At 39.7% G+C, this 16,885-nt stretch carries 14 protein-coding genes; 7 read left to right on the top strand and 7 right to left on the bottom strand.

Annotation, left to right across the window (positions count from 1 at the left end):
* The first annotated feature begins 215 nt into the window (after positions 1–215).
* Positions 216–578 (top strand): hypothetical protein, encoded by a 363-nt coding sequence (locus NPUN_RS32745; RefSeq protein WP_041565781.1) that lies wholly within the window; start codon positions 216–218, stop codon positions 576–578.
* 776 nt (positions 579–1,354) lie between these two features.
* Here the strand turns inward: NPUN_RS32745 and NPUN_RS32740 are convergent.
* Positions 1,355–2,158 (bottom strand): hypothetical protein, encoded by an 804-nt coding sequence (locus NPUN_RS32740; protein ID WP_012412648.1) that lies wholly within the window; start codon positions 2,156–2,158, stop codon positions 1,355–1,357.
* A 73-nt stretch (positions 2,159–2,231) separates the two neighbouring features.
* Positions 2,232–3,104, bottom strand: coding sequence for a D-alanyl-D-alanine carboxypeptidase family protein (locus NPUN_RS32735; RefSeq protein WP_012412647.1), 873 nt, complete (start codon positions 3,102–3,104; stop codon positions 2,232–2,234).
* A gap of 388 nt (positions 3,105–3,492) precedes the next feature.
* On the opposite strand from NPUN_RS32735, the gene mnmG reads away from it, so the two are divergent.
* Entirely contained in the window at positions 3,493–5,415 is a 1,923-nt protein-coding gene (gene mnmG, locus NPUN_RS32730) for a tRNA uridine-5-carboxymethylaminomethyl(34) synthesis enzyme MnmG (protein WP_041566549.1), read from the top strand.
* 230 nt (positions 5,416–5,645) lie between these two features.
* Entirely contained in the window at positions 5,646–6,959 is a 1,314-nt protein-coding gene (locus tag NPUN_RS32725; protein ID WP_012412645.1) for a hypothetical protein, read from the top strand.
* A 27-nt stretch (positions 6,960–6,986) separates the two neighbouring features.
* Here the strand turns inward: NPUN_RS32725 and NPUN_RS32720 are convergent, their stop codons facing one another.
* Both NPUN_RS32720 and NPUN_RS32715 read right to left on the bottom strand, forming a co-directional pair.
* Positions 6,987–8,552 (bottom strand): glucosaminidase domain-containing protein, encoded by a 1,566-nt coding sequence (locus tag NPUN_RS32720; protein WP_012412644.1) that lies wholly within the window; start codon positions 8,550–8,552, stop codon positions 6,987–6,989.
* A 91-nt stretch (positions 8,553–8,643) separates the two neighbouring features.
* On the bottom strand, positions 8,644–9,405 hold the full coding sequence (locus tag NPUN_RS32715; protein ID WP_012412643.1) for an N-acetylmuramoyl-L-alanine amidase: 762 nt from the start codon (positions 9,403–9,405) through the stop codon (positions 8,644–8,646).
* A 196-nt stretch (positions 9,406–9,601) separates the two neighbouring features.
* Between NPUN_RS32715 and NPUN_RS32710 the strand changes: the two genes are divergently transcribed.
* Complete coding sequence (locus tag NPUN_RS32710) at positions 9,602–9,790, top strand: helix-turn-helix domain-containing protein (RefSeq protein ID WP_041565780.1); 189 nt, start codon at positions 9,602–9,604, stop codon at positions 9,788–9,790.
* A 318-nt stretch (positions 9,791–10,108) separates the two neighbouring features.
* Here the strand turns inward: NPUN_RS32710 and NPUN_RS32705 are convergent, their stop codons facing one another.
* Positions 10,109–10,729 (bottom strand): hypothetical protein, encoded by a 621-nt coding sequence (locus NPUN_RS32705; protein ID WP_148220390.1) that lies wholly within the window; start codon positions 10,727–10,729, stop codon positions 10,109–10,111.
* 258 nt (positions 10,730–10,987) lie between these two features.
* Positions 10,988–11,935: a DNA polymerase III subunit delta' gene (locus NPUN_RS32700; protein ID WP_012412641.1), complete on the bottom strand. Its 948-nt coding sequence runs from the start codon at positions 11,933–11,935 to the stop codon at positions 10,988–10,990.
* Between the two features lie 925 nt (positions 11,936–12,860).
* Here NPUN_RS32700 and NPUN_RS32695 point away from each other — a divergent pair.
* The 3 genes from NPUN_RS32695 (at position 12,861) to NPUN_RS32690 (ending at position 15,588) form a co-directional block, all read left to right on the top strand.
* Positions 12,861–14,426, top strand: a complete 1,566-nt coding sequence (locus NPUN_RS32695; protein ID WP_012412640.1) for a phytoene desaturase family protein — start codon at positions 12,861–12,863, stop codon at positions 14,424–14,426.
* Positions 14,427–14,708: 282 nt separating this feature from the next.
* Positions 14,709–14,846, top strand: a complete 138-nt coding sequence (locus NPUN_RS42305; protein WP_167315692.1) for a hypothetical protein — start codon at positions 14,709–14,711, stop codon at positions 14,844–14,846.
* 136 nt (positions 14,847–14,982) lie between these two features.
* Positions 14,983–15,588, top strand: coding sequence for a DUF411 domain-containing protein (locus NPUN_RS32690; RefSeq protein WP_012412639.1), 606 nt, complete (start codon positions 14,983–14,985; stop codon positions 15,586–15,588).
* A 118-nt stretch (positions 15,589–15,706) separates the two neighbouring features.
* On the opposite strand, the gene NPUN_RS32685 is transcribed toward NPUN_RS32690, so the two are convergent.
* On the bottom strand, positions 15,707–16,654 hold the full coding sequence (locus tag NPUN_RS32685) for a tetratricopeptide repeat protein (RefSeq protein WP_012412638.1): 948 nt from the start codon (positions 16,652–16,654) through the stop codon (positions 15,707–15,709).
* Between the last annotated feature and the right edge of the window lie 231 nt (positions 16,655–16,885).

The following is a 16,885-nucleotide window of genomic DNA, read 5'->3' as shown; positions in this document are numbered from 1 at the left end:
GTTGCTGTCACGTAGTTCAGAATGAGGTTTTGTTGAGAAAATACTTAAATTATGCTGTGAGTTTGAGTTACCATCATTGCCTGAGAAAGTGCTGAGAATCAACTAAATTTTCTCAAAGGATAAATTCATGAAAATAGTGGTTTAGTTTCAATAAGTTCTCACTCCCACCTGAGATGCTTGGGATGTTCAGGATAAAACAGAAAAGAGAGTCACAAATGAAACTCGCACCCTTACTTACAAGTTTTGCTTTAGTTGGTTTTTTTACAGTTTGGGACGTACCATTAAAAGCGATCAATCCGTCATTAGTGCAGGCATCGGCAGCCGAAGAATTGTCTGTAGCGCAGAAACTAGATTTGCTTACTAAAAGTAAGGGTCAAATTGGTAGTGGCGATCAACTGCGTCGTTTCTTTTTTGCTGACTTAGAACCAATTGGTATCCAGGTAGGTGGTGCAGGTCATGTAGTTAACCTTTATAACAAAGCTAATAATGTCACATTCGCTTATTGTTCTCACTACGATGTGATTGTAGCGATTAAGAAAGGTAAGGTGACAAAGTTTGAACCCAGCGAAGTGAAGTAATACTAAATCCACTTTTCAATTAATATTTTGCTAAAACCAGAGGAGCTATTTGATTACATCTAGGTTGCGATATTTGATAACAAACCATTTCGCGTCTAAGGCTTAGAAAAAGTATGATTGATTCCTCTGCAAGAAGGCGTTAGAGTTATTGCAGAATCAGGTTAAAAGGCAAAGGTAAGAAGATGAGAATCTATTTTTACTTTTGCCCTTTAGCCATTTTCTAATTCTTTCTTTAAGGTAAGAGTTAGCTTATTTCAGTATTAATTTTATTAAATTTTACTAGCTTAGGACTCAATACAGTTCAGTTAAGCATCTCTTTCTTCTCTCTGCGTTCTCTGCGCCTTGGCGGTTCGTTAAAAAATGACTTTGGTAACAGAGTTTTAGCCTTAACTGAACCGTATTGGCTTAGGACTTACGCAAGAGTTACGGAATAACGAACCACAGAGGCGCAGAGTACACGGAGAAATTAGAGTTTGAGAGATATTTTGCGTAAGTCTTATAGCTATAACAATCTCTTTTATTTTTGCTTCGGGAGCAGGTATAGGTATAAAGCGATCGCAATTTCCAAATTACTCGCAAGTTATGTAGTTATGTAGGTTGAGTTGAGGAACGAAACCCAACATTTTCATAGCTTTGTTGGGTTGCGCTTTGCTTCACCCAACCTACAATTTTTCTTAACTGAACCGTATTGATTTTTAAGGGAAGGAAACAGGCCAATAGCGAGCGATTAAAAAATTAAATTATTTAAAACTGGTTGATTTATAGTTGCATCAAAGCTACTTGATAAATACAGAAATTATTCCAATCACAGCACTTACAAAACTTATTAGTCCTAGCACTCCACTTATAACAGGATTTTCTTTGATGAGTTCAATAAGTGCTGTAAAGTAATTTCCATAAATATCTTTTGAACTAGAATTTGTCTTGAGTGAGCCATTAGCAGTACGCTCAACTATATTGGCGAGAACATCAACTTTTCTTAGAGTTGATTGATGAAGTCTCACGTATTCTTTATTAATAAAAGCATCAGCTTCTCCCTTTCCATCTAAGAAATCTCTATATGTGATAGAGTTTTTTTCAACTAAGCTATTTAATCGAGGATGTTGTATGTAACTAATACCGTAAATTGCGATAAGTAATCGAGATAAATCAACTAATTTGGACTCACTAATTTCTTCAGGTTCGCCTTGAAGAACCTTGTAGCGATGAGCTATTGCTGGAAAACCGTAGTTTATATCCCTCATATTCCAGTGTAGCCAAATATGAGAGGCATGACGACGTACATAATTATAAAATTCATCTAACATAAGTTTTTCGAGTTCATCATAATGTTGCTCCAAAGCAATTGCTGAAAAACCTTTCCTTTCTGCTACTTGATGAATTGAAAAAGAGGTGGTCTGACCAGATTCTAGATTCCGAACAGCAATAGAAGTAATTCTCGGTGATGAACCATCAGGTCTGTCGTAGAAACTTTCACAGGAGTAGTGAATAACAATAACATCATCGGCCTTACTCATTAACTCATAAAATTTCCCTTTTGCTTGCCTATGCTTCTGTACGTTGTTCCAAGCCTGTCCCATTGTAAATACTATCCCTTACCCTGACAATACATCTTGTAGGTTAGTATTCCCAAATTTTCATACTATCTAACAATTAAAGTGGTGTAATCCAATAAGTAATACCCCTAACAACTTGTTTATTAAAACCAAACAAAGGTAAGTTATCTTCAGTTAAACCTACATAAGTCCAATGTGGAACATCATTTTCTACAGTTTGAAACCAGCCATTTTGATTAAGAGCTTTTCTTTGTTCTTTACTACCTACCCGTAAATCAATTGCTAATCCCCAGAGATGTTGTGAGGTTCCAGGAGGTGCAACTAAACCGAGAATTTTTGTTTCTTTTCCCTGTTGAACTTTTGCCAAAACTTGATTATTAGCATATTTTTGCCAAAATCTTAAATTCGTATTGAAAGTGCGAGTACAATCACCAGAGCCATAACCAGATTTTAGCGGGATATGTTGTTGAACTCGCGCTTTATTTAGAGCATCAGCCGCCGACTTTTGTAAATAACAATCGTTAGTACCATCAACATGACCCATTGTTAAATTAGCTTGAAATTCTTGGGTTTCTTGTTCATTAACAAAAATATCTTTTGGCGGCAGTTTAATTCTGATATCTTGATTTACAAAAACTGCACCATAAGCTCGCAGTAAAGTATATTCATAAGTACCAGACTGGGGAATTGTAGGTAATTTCTGGTTAATCGCAGATAAAAAACGCTGTTTACTATTTAATTCTGGGTTGGGAATAAATGGTTTGGGTGTTATTTCTTTAGAGGTATCTATACAAGGTGATGAAATGGTTGTAGAGCATACATTTAATGGTTGAGAGGTTCTAGCAAATTGGTGGTGGGTAATCTCATTACTAGCTACTAAGACAAAAATAATGCCGATAACTATACTGATGAAACTTGCTTTTCTAATAAATCTAGTAATATCTTTTTGCTTTCTGATAGTGAGTTTCATTTTAAAATAATTACTTGGTTGATTCAAAAGTAAATTTAATAGCCTTACTTAAACATTTGTTATTAATAAGTTAAAACCACAAAAAAATTATGAGAGTCGAGCTATAGGTTTATACATTTATGTAAAGTATCTAATGTGTGCCAGTAACAAAATAATTCGTGCTAATTGCTAAATATGTGAACAATAGTTCTGATAAACAACCCGGAATATTGTCACAAACTTTAAAAAATATAATATTTTTTACTGAATACTCAAGTTTAAAAATAGAAACTTGTCTCTGAATTGAGTACTAGTAAATTTGATAACTTTTTTATTAGAAAGTTACATCCATGAAACCACTGGAACAGCTAAAATTGAAAAGAACTCTAAGCTTGCCGATCCTGTAAGTATGACCATGCACAATTCCGTTGAATTCCAAGACGCTTTTGATGTCATAGTCGTCGGTGCAGGTCACTCCGGTTGCGAAGCGGCTCTTGCCTCTGCACGCCTCGGTTGTCGTACCCTGTTATTGACGCTCAACTTGGATAGAATCGCTTGGCAACCCTGTAATCCAGCAGTGGGTGGCCCGGCAAAATCCCAGTTGACTCATGAGGTAGATGCCCTCGGCGGGGAAATCGGTAAAGTAGCAGACCGCACCTACCTGCAAAAACGTATCCTCAACTCTTCACGGGGGCCTGCTGTTTGGGCATTACGCGCCCAGACGGACAAGCGCGAATATGCAGCAGTGATGAAGAATATTGTCGAGAACCAAGAAAACTTGACAATCCGCGAAAGCATGGTGACAGATTTGGTGCTGGGTGCTAATGATGAAGTCATCGGCGTTGAAACTTATTTTGGTGTAGGGTTCCGATGTAAAGCTGTCATCTTGACAACTGGCACTTTCCTGGGGGGCAAAATCTGGGTTGGCAACAAATCAATGCCGGCTGGACGCGCTGGGGAATTTGCGGCTGAGGGATTGACACAAACCCTAAATCGCCTGGGATTTGAAACCGGAAGACTTAAAACTGGAACCCCAGCACGGGTAGATAAGCGATCGGTGGATTATAGTAAAATGCTCATCCAGCCAGGAGATGAGGATGTGCGCTGGTTTAGCTTTGACCCAGAAGCATGGGTAGAACGAGAACAAATGCCCTGCTACATCACCCGCACCACCACCGAAACCCATCGCCTAATTCAAGATAATTTGCACCTGTCGCCAGTTTATGGCGGTTGGGTGGAAGCCAAAGGGCCGCGTTATTGTCCCAGTATTGAAGATAAAATTGTGCGCTTTGCTGATAAGGAAAGCCATCAAATCTTTATTGAACCAGAAGGACGAGATATACCCGAACTTTATATCCAAGGCTTTTCTACAGGGTTGCCAGAAAATTTGCAACTACAAATGTTGCGGACTCTTCCCGGTTTAGAAAAATGTGTAATGCTGCGTCCGGCTTATGCTGTGGAATATGACTATTTACCTGCAACTCAGTGTTACCCCACACTGATGACGAAAAAGGTTGCTGGATTGTTTTGTGCTGGGCAGATTAACGGCACGACAGGTTATGAAGAAGCCGCAGCCCAAGGACTGGTGGCGGGAATTAACGCCGCTCGATTTGTTCATTCTCAAGAAATGATTGTTTTTGCCCGCGAGCAAAGTTACATTGGAACACTAGTTGATGACCTGTGTACAAAGGATTTACGGGAACCTTACCGGATGCTCACCAGTAGATCGGAGTACCGCTTATTATTGCGTTCTGACAATGCCGACCAACGTTTGACAACCTTGGGACGAGAAATTGGTTTAATTGACGATCGCAGATGGGATCTATTTACCCAAAAACAAGCGAACATTATCACAGAAAAACAAAGATTACAAGCTACACGAGTCAAAGAACATGATGAAATGGGAATAGCGATCGCATCTGATACCCAACAAGCAATCAAAGGTTCAATTACCCTCAACGACTTACTGCGCCGTCCGGGATTTCATTACGTTGACCTCGACAGGTTCGGACTAGGAAACCCCAACCTCAACCGCGCCGAGAAAGAAGGCGCAGAAATTGACATCAAGTATTATGGCTATCTCGCTAGGCAACAAAATCAGATTGACCAAATTGCCCGTCAAGCCCACCGCCAATTACCTGCGGATTTGGACTATACAACAATTGATACCCTTTCCAAAGAGGCACGGGAAAAGCTGACTCACGTAAAACCACTCACTCTTGGTCAAGCAGCACGTATTGGTGGTGTAAACCCAGCCGATGTTAACGCTTTATTATTATATTTAGAATTGCGTAAAATCAATAGCCAGCAAGAGTTTCCAGCGTTAGCTTAACACAAACTTGATAAAGACTGAGTATAGTAGTAGGGAGGGAGATTGGTATGATAGATGACATAACTATTAGTACTGCTATCATTAACAATCCCCAGATTAAAGTTGATTTTAATACCAACGCTTAACCAACTCGTCTCAATAAGACGGCGGATTGGATATCTCATCTGTAATCCTAACTCCCAGGCAGTAGGCGCGGCGTTTCCTCGTCCTAGCAATAACCCAGAACGTCTATGTTACAAGAAGCCAGTACCCGTCTCATAGTACCAGAACCATCAGAAGACTTAATCGCCAACGAGCCTTGGTCGATAGAAAACTATGCTGATGGTCTCATGGATGAACTCTTTGCCGATATCGACTACATTCTGGATGTTAGTGATAATCTGCCTTCTCAAACCGTTAGGCATGGTAGGCAGAACAAAGCTCGACGCGACTCGCCTCCAGAATACGTGCCTTTGCAAACAGTTACGATACCGCAGATTATCTTACCAAACGGACAGTCAGTTACTCAAAATAACAACAAGCACTTGAGTACCGTTGTCTTTGATAACACCACCATTAAACCAGTTAGTAGAAAGCGTCAAAAAAGCAGTCGGACTTTGGGCAAACTGCTGATTGTCGGAACAACTTTAGGTGTGGCGATCACTGGTATTCTCTACTTGGTACAGTCTGGAGTCGTATATCTTTTAAATCCCAACTTGACCCAGCAAGCTCTTCTAGCGCCGCAAACGCAATCACAATTGCCTGGAAAAACAGAAATTGAGGCAGATTTGGTTGACTATATGCTAGGAGCGTTGGCAGTTATAGACAAGCAAGAATTAAAAGGCAATCAAAAATCTTTCAGTTCGGGATTCTCCAGTCAGACAAATACTAATCAAATAGCCCTTGGTAACGGGCAAATAACTGGTAATTTACCACCACTTCCACTTCTGGCCAATAATACACCACCAGCCTCTAACCGTTCTGGCAGCGTTGTTGAACGGATCTATGTTCCTGTTTATCAAGCACCGTCGCCAATGCGCTACGCGCTGCCAGCAATTCCTGGTAGTCCCACACTTCTACCACAAGTTGCCAATGCATTGCAGGCATATCCACCTAACATGGTGAAAAGTGCCCTAAATACGGTGCGACAAGCTGCCAAGCCTGTAACCGTCAATATGTTAGCGGCGGCTGTACGAGCAGAACTTAAACCTATAGCTGGACGAACTGCACCTATTACTGTGCGGCAAACACCCAAGCCTCTACCTGCATTACCAGTGGTTCCATTACGTGCAGCACTTGCGCCAGAGTCAGAACCAACTATTACCCAGGAACAAGTATATCCGGCAACTGCGATCGCAGTTGCTCCGAGTAATACCCTAGAAGGATTGCTAGAGTTAGGTAACAAATCTGCCGCTTTGTTTAAAATTGATGGCGTAACTCGCCGCATCAATATGGGTGAAAGCATTGGCCAAAGCGGTTGGACATTGGTAGAGGTTAGTAATGGCGAAGCCGTCATCCGCCGTAATGGTGAAGTGCGATCCATTTATGCAGGGCAGAAGTTGTAAAATCTAAGGCATCTAACTCACCAACAATTAGCTCCTTACTGGTGGGTTAATTTCAAAATGAATATGATTGTCGTGACCATTTAGAGAAACACAAAGTCCCTCTTTAATTAGCTGTTGATCGTTGAAAAAGACTGCCCGTACCAGCTTTTGATTAGTAATAGACTTGAGAATAGCTCGTGCAGCATCTCGATCGTAGTTAGAACTTGACCAAACAATACCACCAAAATTCCCATTTTTTTGGGGTAAATAAATATCGCACATCATGCCAGTTTCATGTCCATGATGATCGGGAGTATCGCCTCCATGAGGAAGACTAACATCGTTAATTGCGAATGGAGCAGCTAGGGGGTGAGTGTTACGATAACTTTTTTGATAATCTTGGGCAATTTTTTTAATCACATCAGCTAACCAGTGTGTTCCAAAATCGTGGTTATCTTGAGTATCTTCCAGTTCACCGTTAACTAAACCATTATTCGGGTCACTTTTTGGCATCAACTCCCACCGTGGTGCATTAGCTGCTTGCAACCATCGATGAGTTATTCCACCAACATCAACTCTACCATCACCATTAACAGTACTGCGACCGGCAATAATTGATTGAAATAGTTTGATCGCATCAAATAGTCCTCTGTCTCTGTCTGCACTGTCAGGATCGCCTACCCATTTGTAGCCTAGCTCATACAATCGCCCCTTAATAGCCTTAACATCAGCAGATTTATTGACTCCGCCAATTCCCACACTACCATCGAGTTTGATTACCTTCGCACCTGGGAAGCTGGATGCTGTAGGTTGTTGAGTGTTCTCATCGTCCTTGTTATCAAAAGGAACAACAACTTTAATGGGGATCTCTAAAGTTTGATCGTCAACAGTAATTATCATCCGGCGATCGCCTTCTTGTTTAAAAACGAAATCAAATTGCCATTTGCCATCCTGACTAATTGCTACACTTAGGGCTAGAAATTGATCGTCACTCGTAATCGACAAAACTTTGCCACTATTGGTTAAAGGTGCTACGCCTTCAACCCTGAAATTTTGCCCTAATTCAACTTCTTTTGGCACACGAATTAACTGAAGTTGTTCAACTGAAGCGGGAATAGTGACTCCACCTGCATTAGCCAGTAACTTTTGTGCCTCTGGAAGCAAATCTACAACTTTACTGACATATTTAGGATCGGATGAATAGCCTTTAGCCTTGAGAAAGCCAAGAAAATTTTCTGGTGTATTAGTATACTCTTCTAAACCTTTATACTGTGTGCGAGTTAAAAACTTCCAATAACCAATAATAAAAGCGTCTATATCCGTAAATTTACAGAACTCAACTTCTTTTGGCTCAGAAGGAACCTTGATTTTCAACGGTTCAGCAAACCCCTTCATATCAGGAATCCGCCATTTTAATCCCGCAAAATTATTAGCCTTGACAGCAAGATCGCTTTTAGCTCTGGTAGATTCTAGTAACCATTGAGCGAGGGTAACTTCTTTTAATATTTGCCGATTGATATCGGTAATTTTTGTACTTTCAATACCAACTTGTGTAAATATTTTTACTAAATCTTTGTTAGAATAATTGTTTACTAAATCATCTAGTAATGGCATGGAGTTTTCCTTTTAAAAACTATTTATATAACCCCAATTTGTTAGATAAACCGGGGTTACAAATGTGAACAAATGATTGAAATAGAATTAGTTAATCTTTTTCTATAACTTTGGCATGCCCAGCATAAACAAAATGCTCGTTTCGGTTTCCTTTACTTTGATCGGGCCACTTAACTGAATAATGATTTTCTTCAAAACTGACATCCAAAACTGGGTAATCTCCTGGCTCAATCTCAAAGATAGAATCTTTTGGTAAGTCTGATGCCTGTTCTGTAGAAGGCTTTAAGAAGGTTTTTGTTGTTATTTCCAAAATGTATTTCTTATCAGCTTTAGGTTCCTTTGGTTTTGGCTGACCTATTAATCCATCTTTAATTGCCTCCGCCATTTTTTCAACATCGAATAGATCCATATCTACTTTGGCATCACAAAAGCAGCACTCAATTAAAATAGCTGGCATTTGTGTATTCTTTAGAACAAAGAAACCTGTATCTTTCACCCCTCTGTTATAAAAACCAAGTTGAACAATTTCTTTGAGAACTGATTCAGCAATACCTTGTGATGCGTTACTAATGGCATAAATTTCTGTGCCATGAGCTTTAGCGTTAAATTTATTAAAGTGAATCGAAACATAGACATTAACGTTATTGGCATTCGCTTTATTAGTTCTTTGTCTGAGAGAATCGGTTACGCTACTAGCACTTGTAGGAGTGCAATCGATGGCGGTATGATTTGCTGCTCTGAGTTTTTGTATCAATTGTGTACCAACTGCTTTAGTTAAAGCATCTTCTTGTTTGATGCCTGTTGCTCCTGTATCTGGAGGACAGTTGTGTCCCATATCAATACCAAATTTCATCTTGCTGATTTCCTTTTTATACTTTGAGATGTAAGCATAATTTAATTACACTGTATTAATTATTAGCTTAAATATAAGCGCTCTGTCGGTGAGATAAAGTGAGTTTTTGCTGTAAATAAATGTGACATTTTACGTAAATATATTATTTCAAGGAGATATTTCTTAAGTTCAACGTAGAAATAAAGCAGGCTCACCCATGACAGCACAAGAGGCGCTGAATCTAGTTGATACTCTTTTATGCTCTACCTTTGGGCAAAGACTCAATGATGTTCAATCTGTGGTTTTGCTGGAAAGTTGGCTAGGACACACCTATGCGGAAATTGCGGAGCAGATTCATATAAGTTATGAACACGACTATATCAAACAAGTGGGTTCTCAGTTGTAGCGTAGACGCGTAGCGGCTTCTCGTTAGATATCGCTTTCTCAGGTAATTGGTGAAGAGGTTTGTAAAAAAAATATCCAATCTGCTTTACGCCGCTACCAGCAGTCTCAAAGCCTTGGATAATTAAAGAGCGATGTCTACGACGGACTACACCTATGCAATTGGGCGTTTCAGACTAGACCTCTAAACGCCAGCAATGTCTCACGAGCATTCATATAGTTACTAATTAAGTAGCACTTTGCACTTTCTAGAAGTATTACAAATTAGTAATTATTTGGTCATTATTTGAATCAGAATTATGTCCCATATAAGAGCGTTTGCTTAATAAATGCTTCGCCAACCTTTCACTGTACCTTTGCCAATTTCGCTATCAACAGTTTGACCACCTTCCAAGATTAGCCTGATGTTTAAGTTTTCATCTGGAGCATTTTTTAAAGCAGTAGCTAATTCTTGACTGACAGCAAAACTACCGATTGAACCGTCTAATTTAAAAACTTTTTCTCTGACTTTGAGCAAAATTTTATCGACTTTCTTAGTAGTGACAAACCTAATAAAGTCATGTCTGGGATATACATAACCTGCGGTATAGAAAGAAGACTTTGCTTGACCAGAATTTACTGTCACAAGGACTCGAATGCTTGAAGGAGTCCACAAGCTAATAACTTGTTTTGAACCTTCACGGTACAAATAGCCATCTAAAGAGTTGCGGTCAAAAACCCCAAGAAATTCCCCTTCAAAGGGATCAACAATTCTCACGGCTTTCGACCAAGGGACATCCATATCGGGGGACAATCCTGCTGATTTGACTACTGGTAAATCGCTTGATGTTTGGCCAAGACTAGCTACCTCTTGAACATTGAAAGCAGCACAAAGTTCAGGGGAAAGCACAGCCAAAATTGCCCCTAAAAAAAGAACTGGAATTGTCTGCGATAACTTCATCATAAGTCACGGGTACAATCTTCAAAGATAGTAATCGGACAGCCTTTATTAGTCATCCTCCGCAAGACTTTTGTTTGCTATGAAGATTTAAAAATTAAGCAAATTACAGTGTTTTTGGGTAATGTCTTTTAACTCGCCGCATTCTCTACAAGACGTTTTGCGTAGCTTAATATCAATAATACACAAGTACTAATTATTTACAGGCGCTTAAGTAATATTATTTAATATTGCTATTTGTACAAAAGTTTGTGAGTGCAATTTTTATTTTTGACATATAGATAGAAGCAGGCATTCCCAAACAAGCCTAGGTTGAGCGTAAGCAAGCAAGTATTGACGAGATTTTTCTAGATGATTAATAATACTGGGTTGATGCCAACGCTGCCAGTAGAATTGCTGAAGGTAATCAACTAACCACAGTTGGGCTTCTGTATCTAAATCCTTATCAATTTTCTTGGCTAACTCCAAGGCTTTGCGGTAGGAAGCAGGGGCTTTTTTCAAATCTTCGAGTAACTCCGGGGGAATAGTTTGTAATTGCTCGTAAGATGCGATCGCACTTCCAGCACTGCCAGCTGCTATACTCAGCACTGCCTGATTTTGCAAAATTTCTTGATGACTTGTTTGTGTAAGTACAACAGCCAAAGACTGTGCATCTAAGCGATAAAAAGGAATGCGTTGACAGCGGGACACCAAAGTTGGCAAAACAGACTCAGGTGTAGGTGCAATTAAAATTAACGTCGCCTGTCCCGGTTCTTCCAAAGTTTTAAGTAAAGCATTGGCTGCGGCTTCTGCCATTGTTTGGGCTTCTTCCAGCACCACCACATTCCTTGGTGCTTCCAAGGGCGGACGACTTAAAAACTCGGTAATTTCCCGAATTTGCTCTAGCCGAATTACAGGTGGTGCTTTACGCTTCAGTCCTTTCTCAGCCGCTTCTGCTGCTGTTAATCGTTGTCCCTGGTATTGGTACGTCGGTTGCACCCACAACAAAGCTGGATGGTTCCCCTGACGCAAACGGTTTTGTAAAGCTGCAGTGACTCCCAACTCACTAGAAAATAGCAATTCCACAAAACACCTGGCTGCTAAACTTCTTCCTACACCATCTGGCCCCACAAATAGATACGCTGGAGCAACCCGGTTTTGTCTGACAGCCTGAGTCAGTAATTCTATGGCTTGCGGTTGTCCTACAAGTGCTGCAAATGGGTCAATAGTCATTAGTTAATTGTAGAGTGACATTCTCACTTCTACAAGGATTTTGGGATACAAAGCAGTTCTCATCTCATACCTTGAGAGAAGCTCTTATACTGTTTCACTTTAAAGTTGGTACAAATAGGTAGCAGGGAGAAAGAGTTAGAAACAAATCATTTGTATCAGGTATTTCGAGAAATGATATTACGTGTATAGAATAGGGTATAAAGTTGTGCATTTATACTTGTGTTAATAGCAATAAATTTTTGATATTTAATAGCTGTTTCCTAGGTATTCAGCTCCTAATAGATAATCTTTTTTTAGCTCTTGCACTTATCTAGCAAGTAAACTTTAAAGTAATTTAAACCTTAGCCAATATTCATTAAGAAAAGCAAACATTATCAAACATTTTTTTGGTTTTCGATAAGCTGAATAAATAAAGGATGGATAAAAATACGGGAGCATCCAAATTTTTCAAAAAATCACTAAATTGACGCAAAAATCCTTTATAAATCTCTTGATGTTGTGTTATTTACGGTTCGTTTTTTAATTCTCTCATTCCTGTCTGAATGCAGCACAATAGCAAAATTGAGGATGCTCCTTAACAAGACTGAGATTCTTAAATTATCTTCTGCTAACTATCTGCAAGCCTTGACAAGAATTCATAGCTAAGTTAAGTGGCTACTTTAAACATCTTTCAGGGTATCTAAATGTTAGCTAAATTATTCGCTAAATCTTTTGATATTTAGCGATGCAGGAATTACCATTATCACCGAGAAAAATCCTTACACCTTATATCGAATGGCTCTTCTACCTAATTTTTATTAGATAAAATCTACAAATCTAGGTGAAGATACGCTGAGTATTTTGGCATTTCTAAAACTACAAGAACGGTGATAAAAAGTCATAACACCGAAATCAATAGAAATCAAAATTGCCAAAGGAGGCTGATATGGAAATCTTCGACTATGTGATTCTGGGAGCCGGACTAGGTGGGCTTTCGGCCGCAGCCTGTTTAACTCGACAAGGCTATCGGGTAGTAGTTCTAGAGCAACATTATTTACCTGGCGGATGCTGTCACACCTTTGATTACGGAGAATACCATTTTTGTGCTGACGTGCATTACATCTCTCAATGTGGTTCTGGTCAGACCATAACTCAATTTCTCGACTATATTCATCAAAATGTGCCCTTTAATAGTCTCGATTCTGACTGTATCGATCGAGTCATCACACCAGAGGCGGATTTCAAAATTCCTTTGGGATGGGAAAATTTGCGATCGCGTTTACTCTCAACATTTCCAGAAGAAGCTGGTGCGATTAACCATTACTGCAATGAAATTCAGCAACTCCACCAAGAAATTCGCAACTTAGTGCAGGAGGTACGCTGGTACGATCAAAAGTTGTCTGACTGGTTAAAACTACCAAAATATTTGAATTTATTTTGGAAGCGGAATTGGACACTGCAAGATTTGTATAACCATGTCGGATTATCGCCTAAACTGCAAGCAGTACTGGCGGGGCAAAGTGGCGACTATGCACTACCACCGCAGGAAATTGCGCTACTCACCCATACTTCCTTAGTTTGGGACTACTCAGAAGGCGCTTATTATCCAAAACATCACTTCAAACACCTTGTTGACACTATTGCAGACGTAATTACCGCAGGTGGAGGTGTCATCAAGTACTCAACCCCGGTGAGCCATATTCAAGTTAGCAACCATAGTGTCCATAGTGTCCTTGCTGATGGTAATAGTTATCGCGCCAGCAAAGCTTATATCAGCGACCTCGACCCCAAATTAACAGTGGAGTTAATGCATGATATTACAGCTTTGAGTCAAAAAGAGTATAAACGCCTCACTAATTACCAATACTCAGCCAGTGCTTTTAATATTTACCTGGGTTTAGATAGCCGCTTCGATCCTCAACGCTACGGCATTGGTAACTGGAATGTTTGGTATTATCCCACAGGCGACCTGAACAGAGAATATCAACAACAATTGGAAGGTGACTTTAGCCAACCGTGGATTTTCCTCTCTTGTCCGACGATGAAATCTAGCGAACCAGGGATGGGACCAGAGGGACATCATGTATTAGAAATTGCTACTGTCTGTTCTTATGAACCATTTGAACATCTCTACAAAAGCAACCCAAAAGCATATAAAGCCAAAAAGCGAGAATTTTATCAGCAGATTATGACAAGTGTGCGAGATTTGATTCCCGATGTAGACAAATATGCCCGGATGAAAGTTTATGGTACACCTACTACCAGCGAATTTTATCTAGGACAACCGCAAGGTAATATTTATGGTGCGAAATTAGTACCTAAGCAGGTTGGTTTAAATCGTCTGGGATATATGACAGAGTTACCTAATCTCTTTTTGGTAGGAGCGAGTGCTGGGTATCCAAGTGTACCAGGTGTAATTGGCAATGGTATGCAGGTTGTAGAACTGTTGACAGGACAATCGGTATGGCACAAAGCAGCTGAAAGACCCCAGTCTTTAGTCGCAATTGGGTAAGGAATTGTAGCTTTGATAGAGCGATATCTGGCGACAAGCCGCTATGTGTATAGGCTTGCAGTTGTGATGACTGAGAAAGGATCGCTTTTACTTTATAAGAGGATGTTTTAAAAGTCCTCTTGTCGGTATCAAAAGTTCTAGATCCTCCTAAATCCTCCTTTTTAAGGGTGGTTAGGGGGATCTCAAAGTGCCTAAAGTCACAGCGAAACACTTTTCAAACAACCTCTAAGACGTAGCAGGGGTAAAATCATAACTTTACCTTTTTAAATGCAGAGGGATGCAATGGCATTATCAGGCGACGCATTGGCATTGTCAGGCGATGCAATAACATTGTTAGGTGATGCAATGGCATTGTTAGGTGATGCAATGGCATTGTCGGGCGATGCATTGGCATTGTTAGGCAATGCAATGGCATTTTAAAGCGATGAATTGCTAAATTTGTAGTGTTTTAAACGTAGAGGGACGCAAACTAAGCACAAAGGAAAGGTACGCAGAGTCTTTTTGAAAAGAATTTGTTAAAACAAATTTATGCAATGTTTTAATCAGGAAGTCTCAGATGTCGCACAAAAAATTTATTTATTGCTGGCAAAAATGGTTACTTCCCATGCTGGTACGTGTAGTAGTAACAATTTGTCTCACAGTAGGGGTGTTGGGCATCTTGGGAAGCACCGCTTCTATGAGTAATGCTCAAGCTGTTTTTCCTAATTCTCTTGCAACTAATGCTCAATTAGTAAGTACTACTAAAGGTATTCAGGACAAAGATACACCATTAAAATCAACAGCACTAAATGCCATTGTATATCATAGTCCCGACTGTAACTGTTGTGGCGGGTGGATTGACCACTTAAAGATACAAGGTTTTGAAATCACAGACTTTTCCACGTCTGACATCGAAACAGTCAAACAAAAGTACAACGTACCAGATAACTTGTCATCTTGCCACACAGCAATTGTTAATGAATATGTCATTGAAGGACATGTCCCAGCAAACGATATCAAACGTTTGCTTCAAGAAAAGCCAAATGTTGTTGGTTTATCTGTTCCTCAAATGCCTGTAGGTACTCCTGGTATGGAGATGGGGAATCGAAAAGACCCGTTTACGGTGTTTGCCTTTGATGGTAAGAATTCAGTTGCGGTATTTAATAAATATCCATCCTCTTGATAGAATCTCACTGGATTCAGAGGATGTTTTAAAAGTGGATTTTAATCTATATTTAACGATTAAAATGGTCAAAAGCTTTTAAAATATCCTTATATTATCTGAATCAGTGGTAAAAGATTTACTGGTTAGAATCAGTTTTGATTAAGTGCGACAAATGACTGAACCATCTCTCAAACCAGAAGCGAGATGCTATGGTTGAAACATTTTGAGAAAGATGCTCAATCGCATGATTACAATCTTGCAGGCTTGCATCAATTCCCATTGCGTGATAAATCCCGCGAGCATTGCAAAAGGCATTCATCGCTTCTGATTCGCGATTGATTTTTTCTAACACTAAACCCAAATTAAACCAGGAGTTTGCTTCTGCATTTTGGTCATCAAGATTCTTTCTAATCTCTAATGAATATTGATGAAACTCAACCGCTCTTTGGTACTGTCCCAAAGCCTTATAAGCACTTCCCAACCCACTTAAGGCCATGCCCTCCCCATTGCGATCGCTAATTAATCTTGTCAGTTCTAACCATTGGTGGTAAAACTCAACTGCCAGTTGGTACTGCCCCAATGATTCATAAGTATTGCCCAAACTTCCGAGACAAATGGCTTCTCCAGTGCGATCGCCTGTTTTCCTCGTGATACTCAACCACTGCTGATAAAACTCAATCGCTTGGTCGTACTTGCCCAGGTATTCATAAGTATTGCCCAAGCTTCCTAGACAAATGGCTTCTCCAGTGCGATCGCCTATTTTCCTCGTGATACTCAACCACTGGTGATAAAATTCAATCGCCCGCTGGTATTTCCCCAATGATTGGTAGGCGTTGCCCAATCCAGATAAAGATTTGGCTTCTCCGAAGCGATCGCCTATTTCTTTCGCTATATCCAACCACTGCTGATAAAACTCAATTGCCAGGTGGTACTCCCCAATGGACTGATAAGCATTGCCCAAACTTGCTAAACAAATGACTTCACTATTGCGATCGCCTATTTCTCTGGCTTTGTGCAAGCACCGCTTTTCAAACTCAATGGACTCGATGTTATTTAGGCTCCCTGTTCTAATTACTTCTGTCATTCTCTATAGAAAACGAAATTTTTGCTTGATAGGTTGTTGATTATACAATTTTCTGTGCCTTCAACACACAATAACAGAACTTATATGCACAAGCTCTGTCAAAATCTAGGAATTGTTCTTCAATATGTAACTTTGTTTTATACACCAGCAATCGCTGTGTATAAAATGCTTTTATTTATATTTGGTAAGAAGCACACGAATATAGTATACTCACAAATTTGGCTTTAGAAA

It is taken from the genome of Nostoc punctiforme PCC 73102 (genome assembly GCF_000020025.1).
Classification (GTDB): Bacteria; Cyanobacteriota; Cyanobacteriia; order Cyanobacteriales; family Nostocaceae; genus Nostoc; species Nostoc punctiforme.
Note: the sequence above shows the minus strand (reverse complement) of the source record. Positions and strands in the feature narration are given on the sequence as shown.

Coding starts and splice junctions, on each gene's coding strand:
- NPUN_RS32745 (WP_041565781.1), top strand. CDS start 216: ATGAAACTCGCACCCTTACTTACAAGTTTTGCTTTAGTTGGTTTTTTT.
- NPUN_RS32740 (WP_012412648.1), bottom strand. CDS start 2,158: ATGGGACAGGCTTGGAACAACGTACAGAAGCATAGGCAAGCAAAAGGG.
- NPUN_RS32735 (WP_012412647.1), bottom strand. CDS start 3,104: ATGAAACTCACTATCAGAAAGCAAAAAGATATTACTAGATTTATTAGA.
- mnmG (WP_041566549.1), top strand. CDS start 3,493: ATGACCATGCACAATTCCGTTGAATTCCAAGACGCTTTTGATGTCATA.
- NPUN_RS32725 (WP_012412645.1), top strand. CDS start 5,646: ATGTTACAAGAAGCCAGTACCCGTCTCATAGTACCAGAACCATCAGAA.
- NPUN_RS32720 (WP_012412644.1), bottom strand. CDS start 8,552: ATGCCATTACTAGATGATTTAGTAAACAATTATTCTAACAAAGATTTA.
- NPUN_RS32715 (WP_012412643.1), bottom strand. CDS start 9,405: ATGAAATTTGGTATTGATATGGGACACAACTGTCCTCCAGATACAGGA.
- NPUN_RS32710 (WP_041565780.1), top strand. CDS start 9,602: ATGACAGCACAAGAGGCGCTGAATCTAGTTGATACTCTTTTATGCTCT.
- NPUN_RS32705 (WP_148220390.1), bottom strand. CDS start 10,729: ATGATGAAGTTATCGCAGACAATTCCAGTTCTTTTTTTAGGGGCAATT.
- NPUN_RS32700 (WP_012412641.1), bottom strand. CDS start 11,935: ATGACTATTGACCCATTTGCAGCACTTGTAGGACAACCGCAAGCCATA.
- NPUN_RS32695 (WP_012412640.1), top strand. CDS start 12,861: ATGGAAATCTTCGACTATGTGATTCTGGGAGCCGGACTAGGTGGGCTT.
- NPUN_RS42305 (WP_167315692.1), top strand. CDS start 14,709: ATGGCATTATCAGGCGACGCATTGGCATTGTCAGGCGATGCAATAACA.
- NPUN_RS32690 (WP_012412639.1), top strand. CDS start 14,983: ATGTCGCACAAAAAATTTATTTATTGCTGGCAAAAATGGTTACTTCCC.
- NPUN_RS32685 (WP_012412638.1), bottom strand. CDS start 16,654: ATGACAGAAGTAATTAGAACAGGGAGCCTAAATAACATCGAGTCCATT.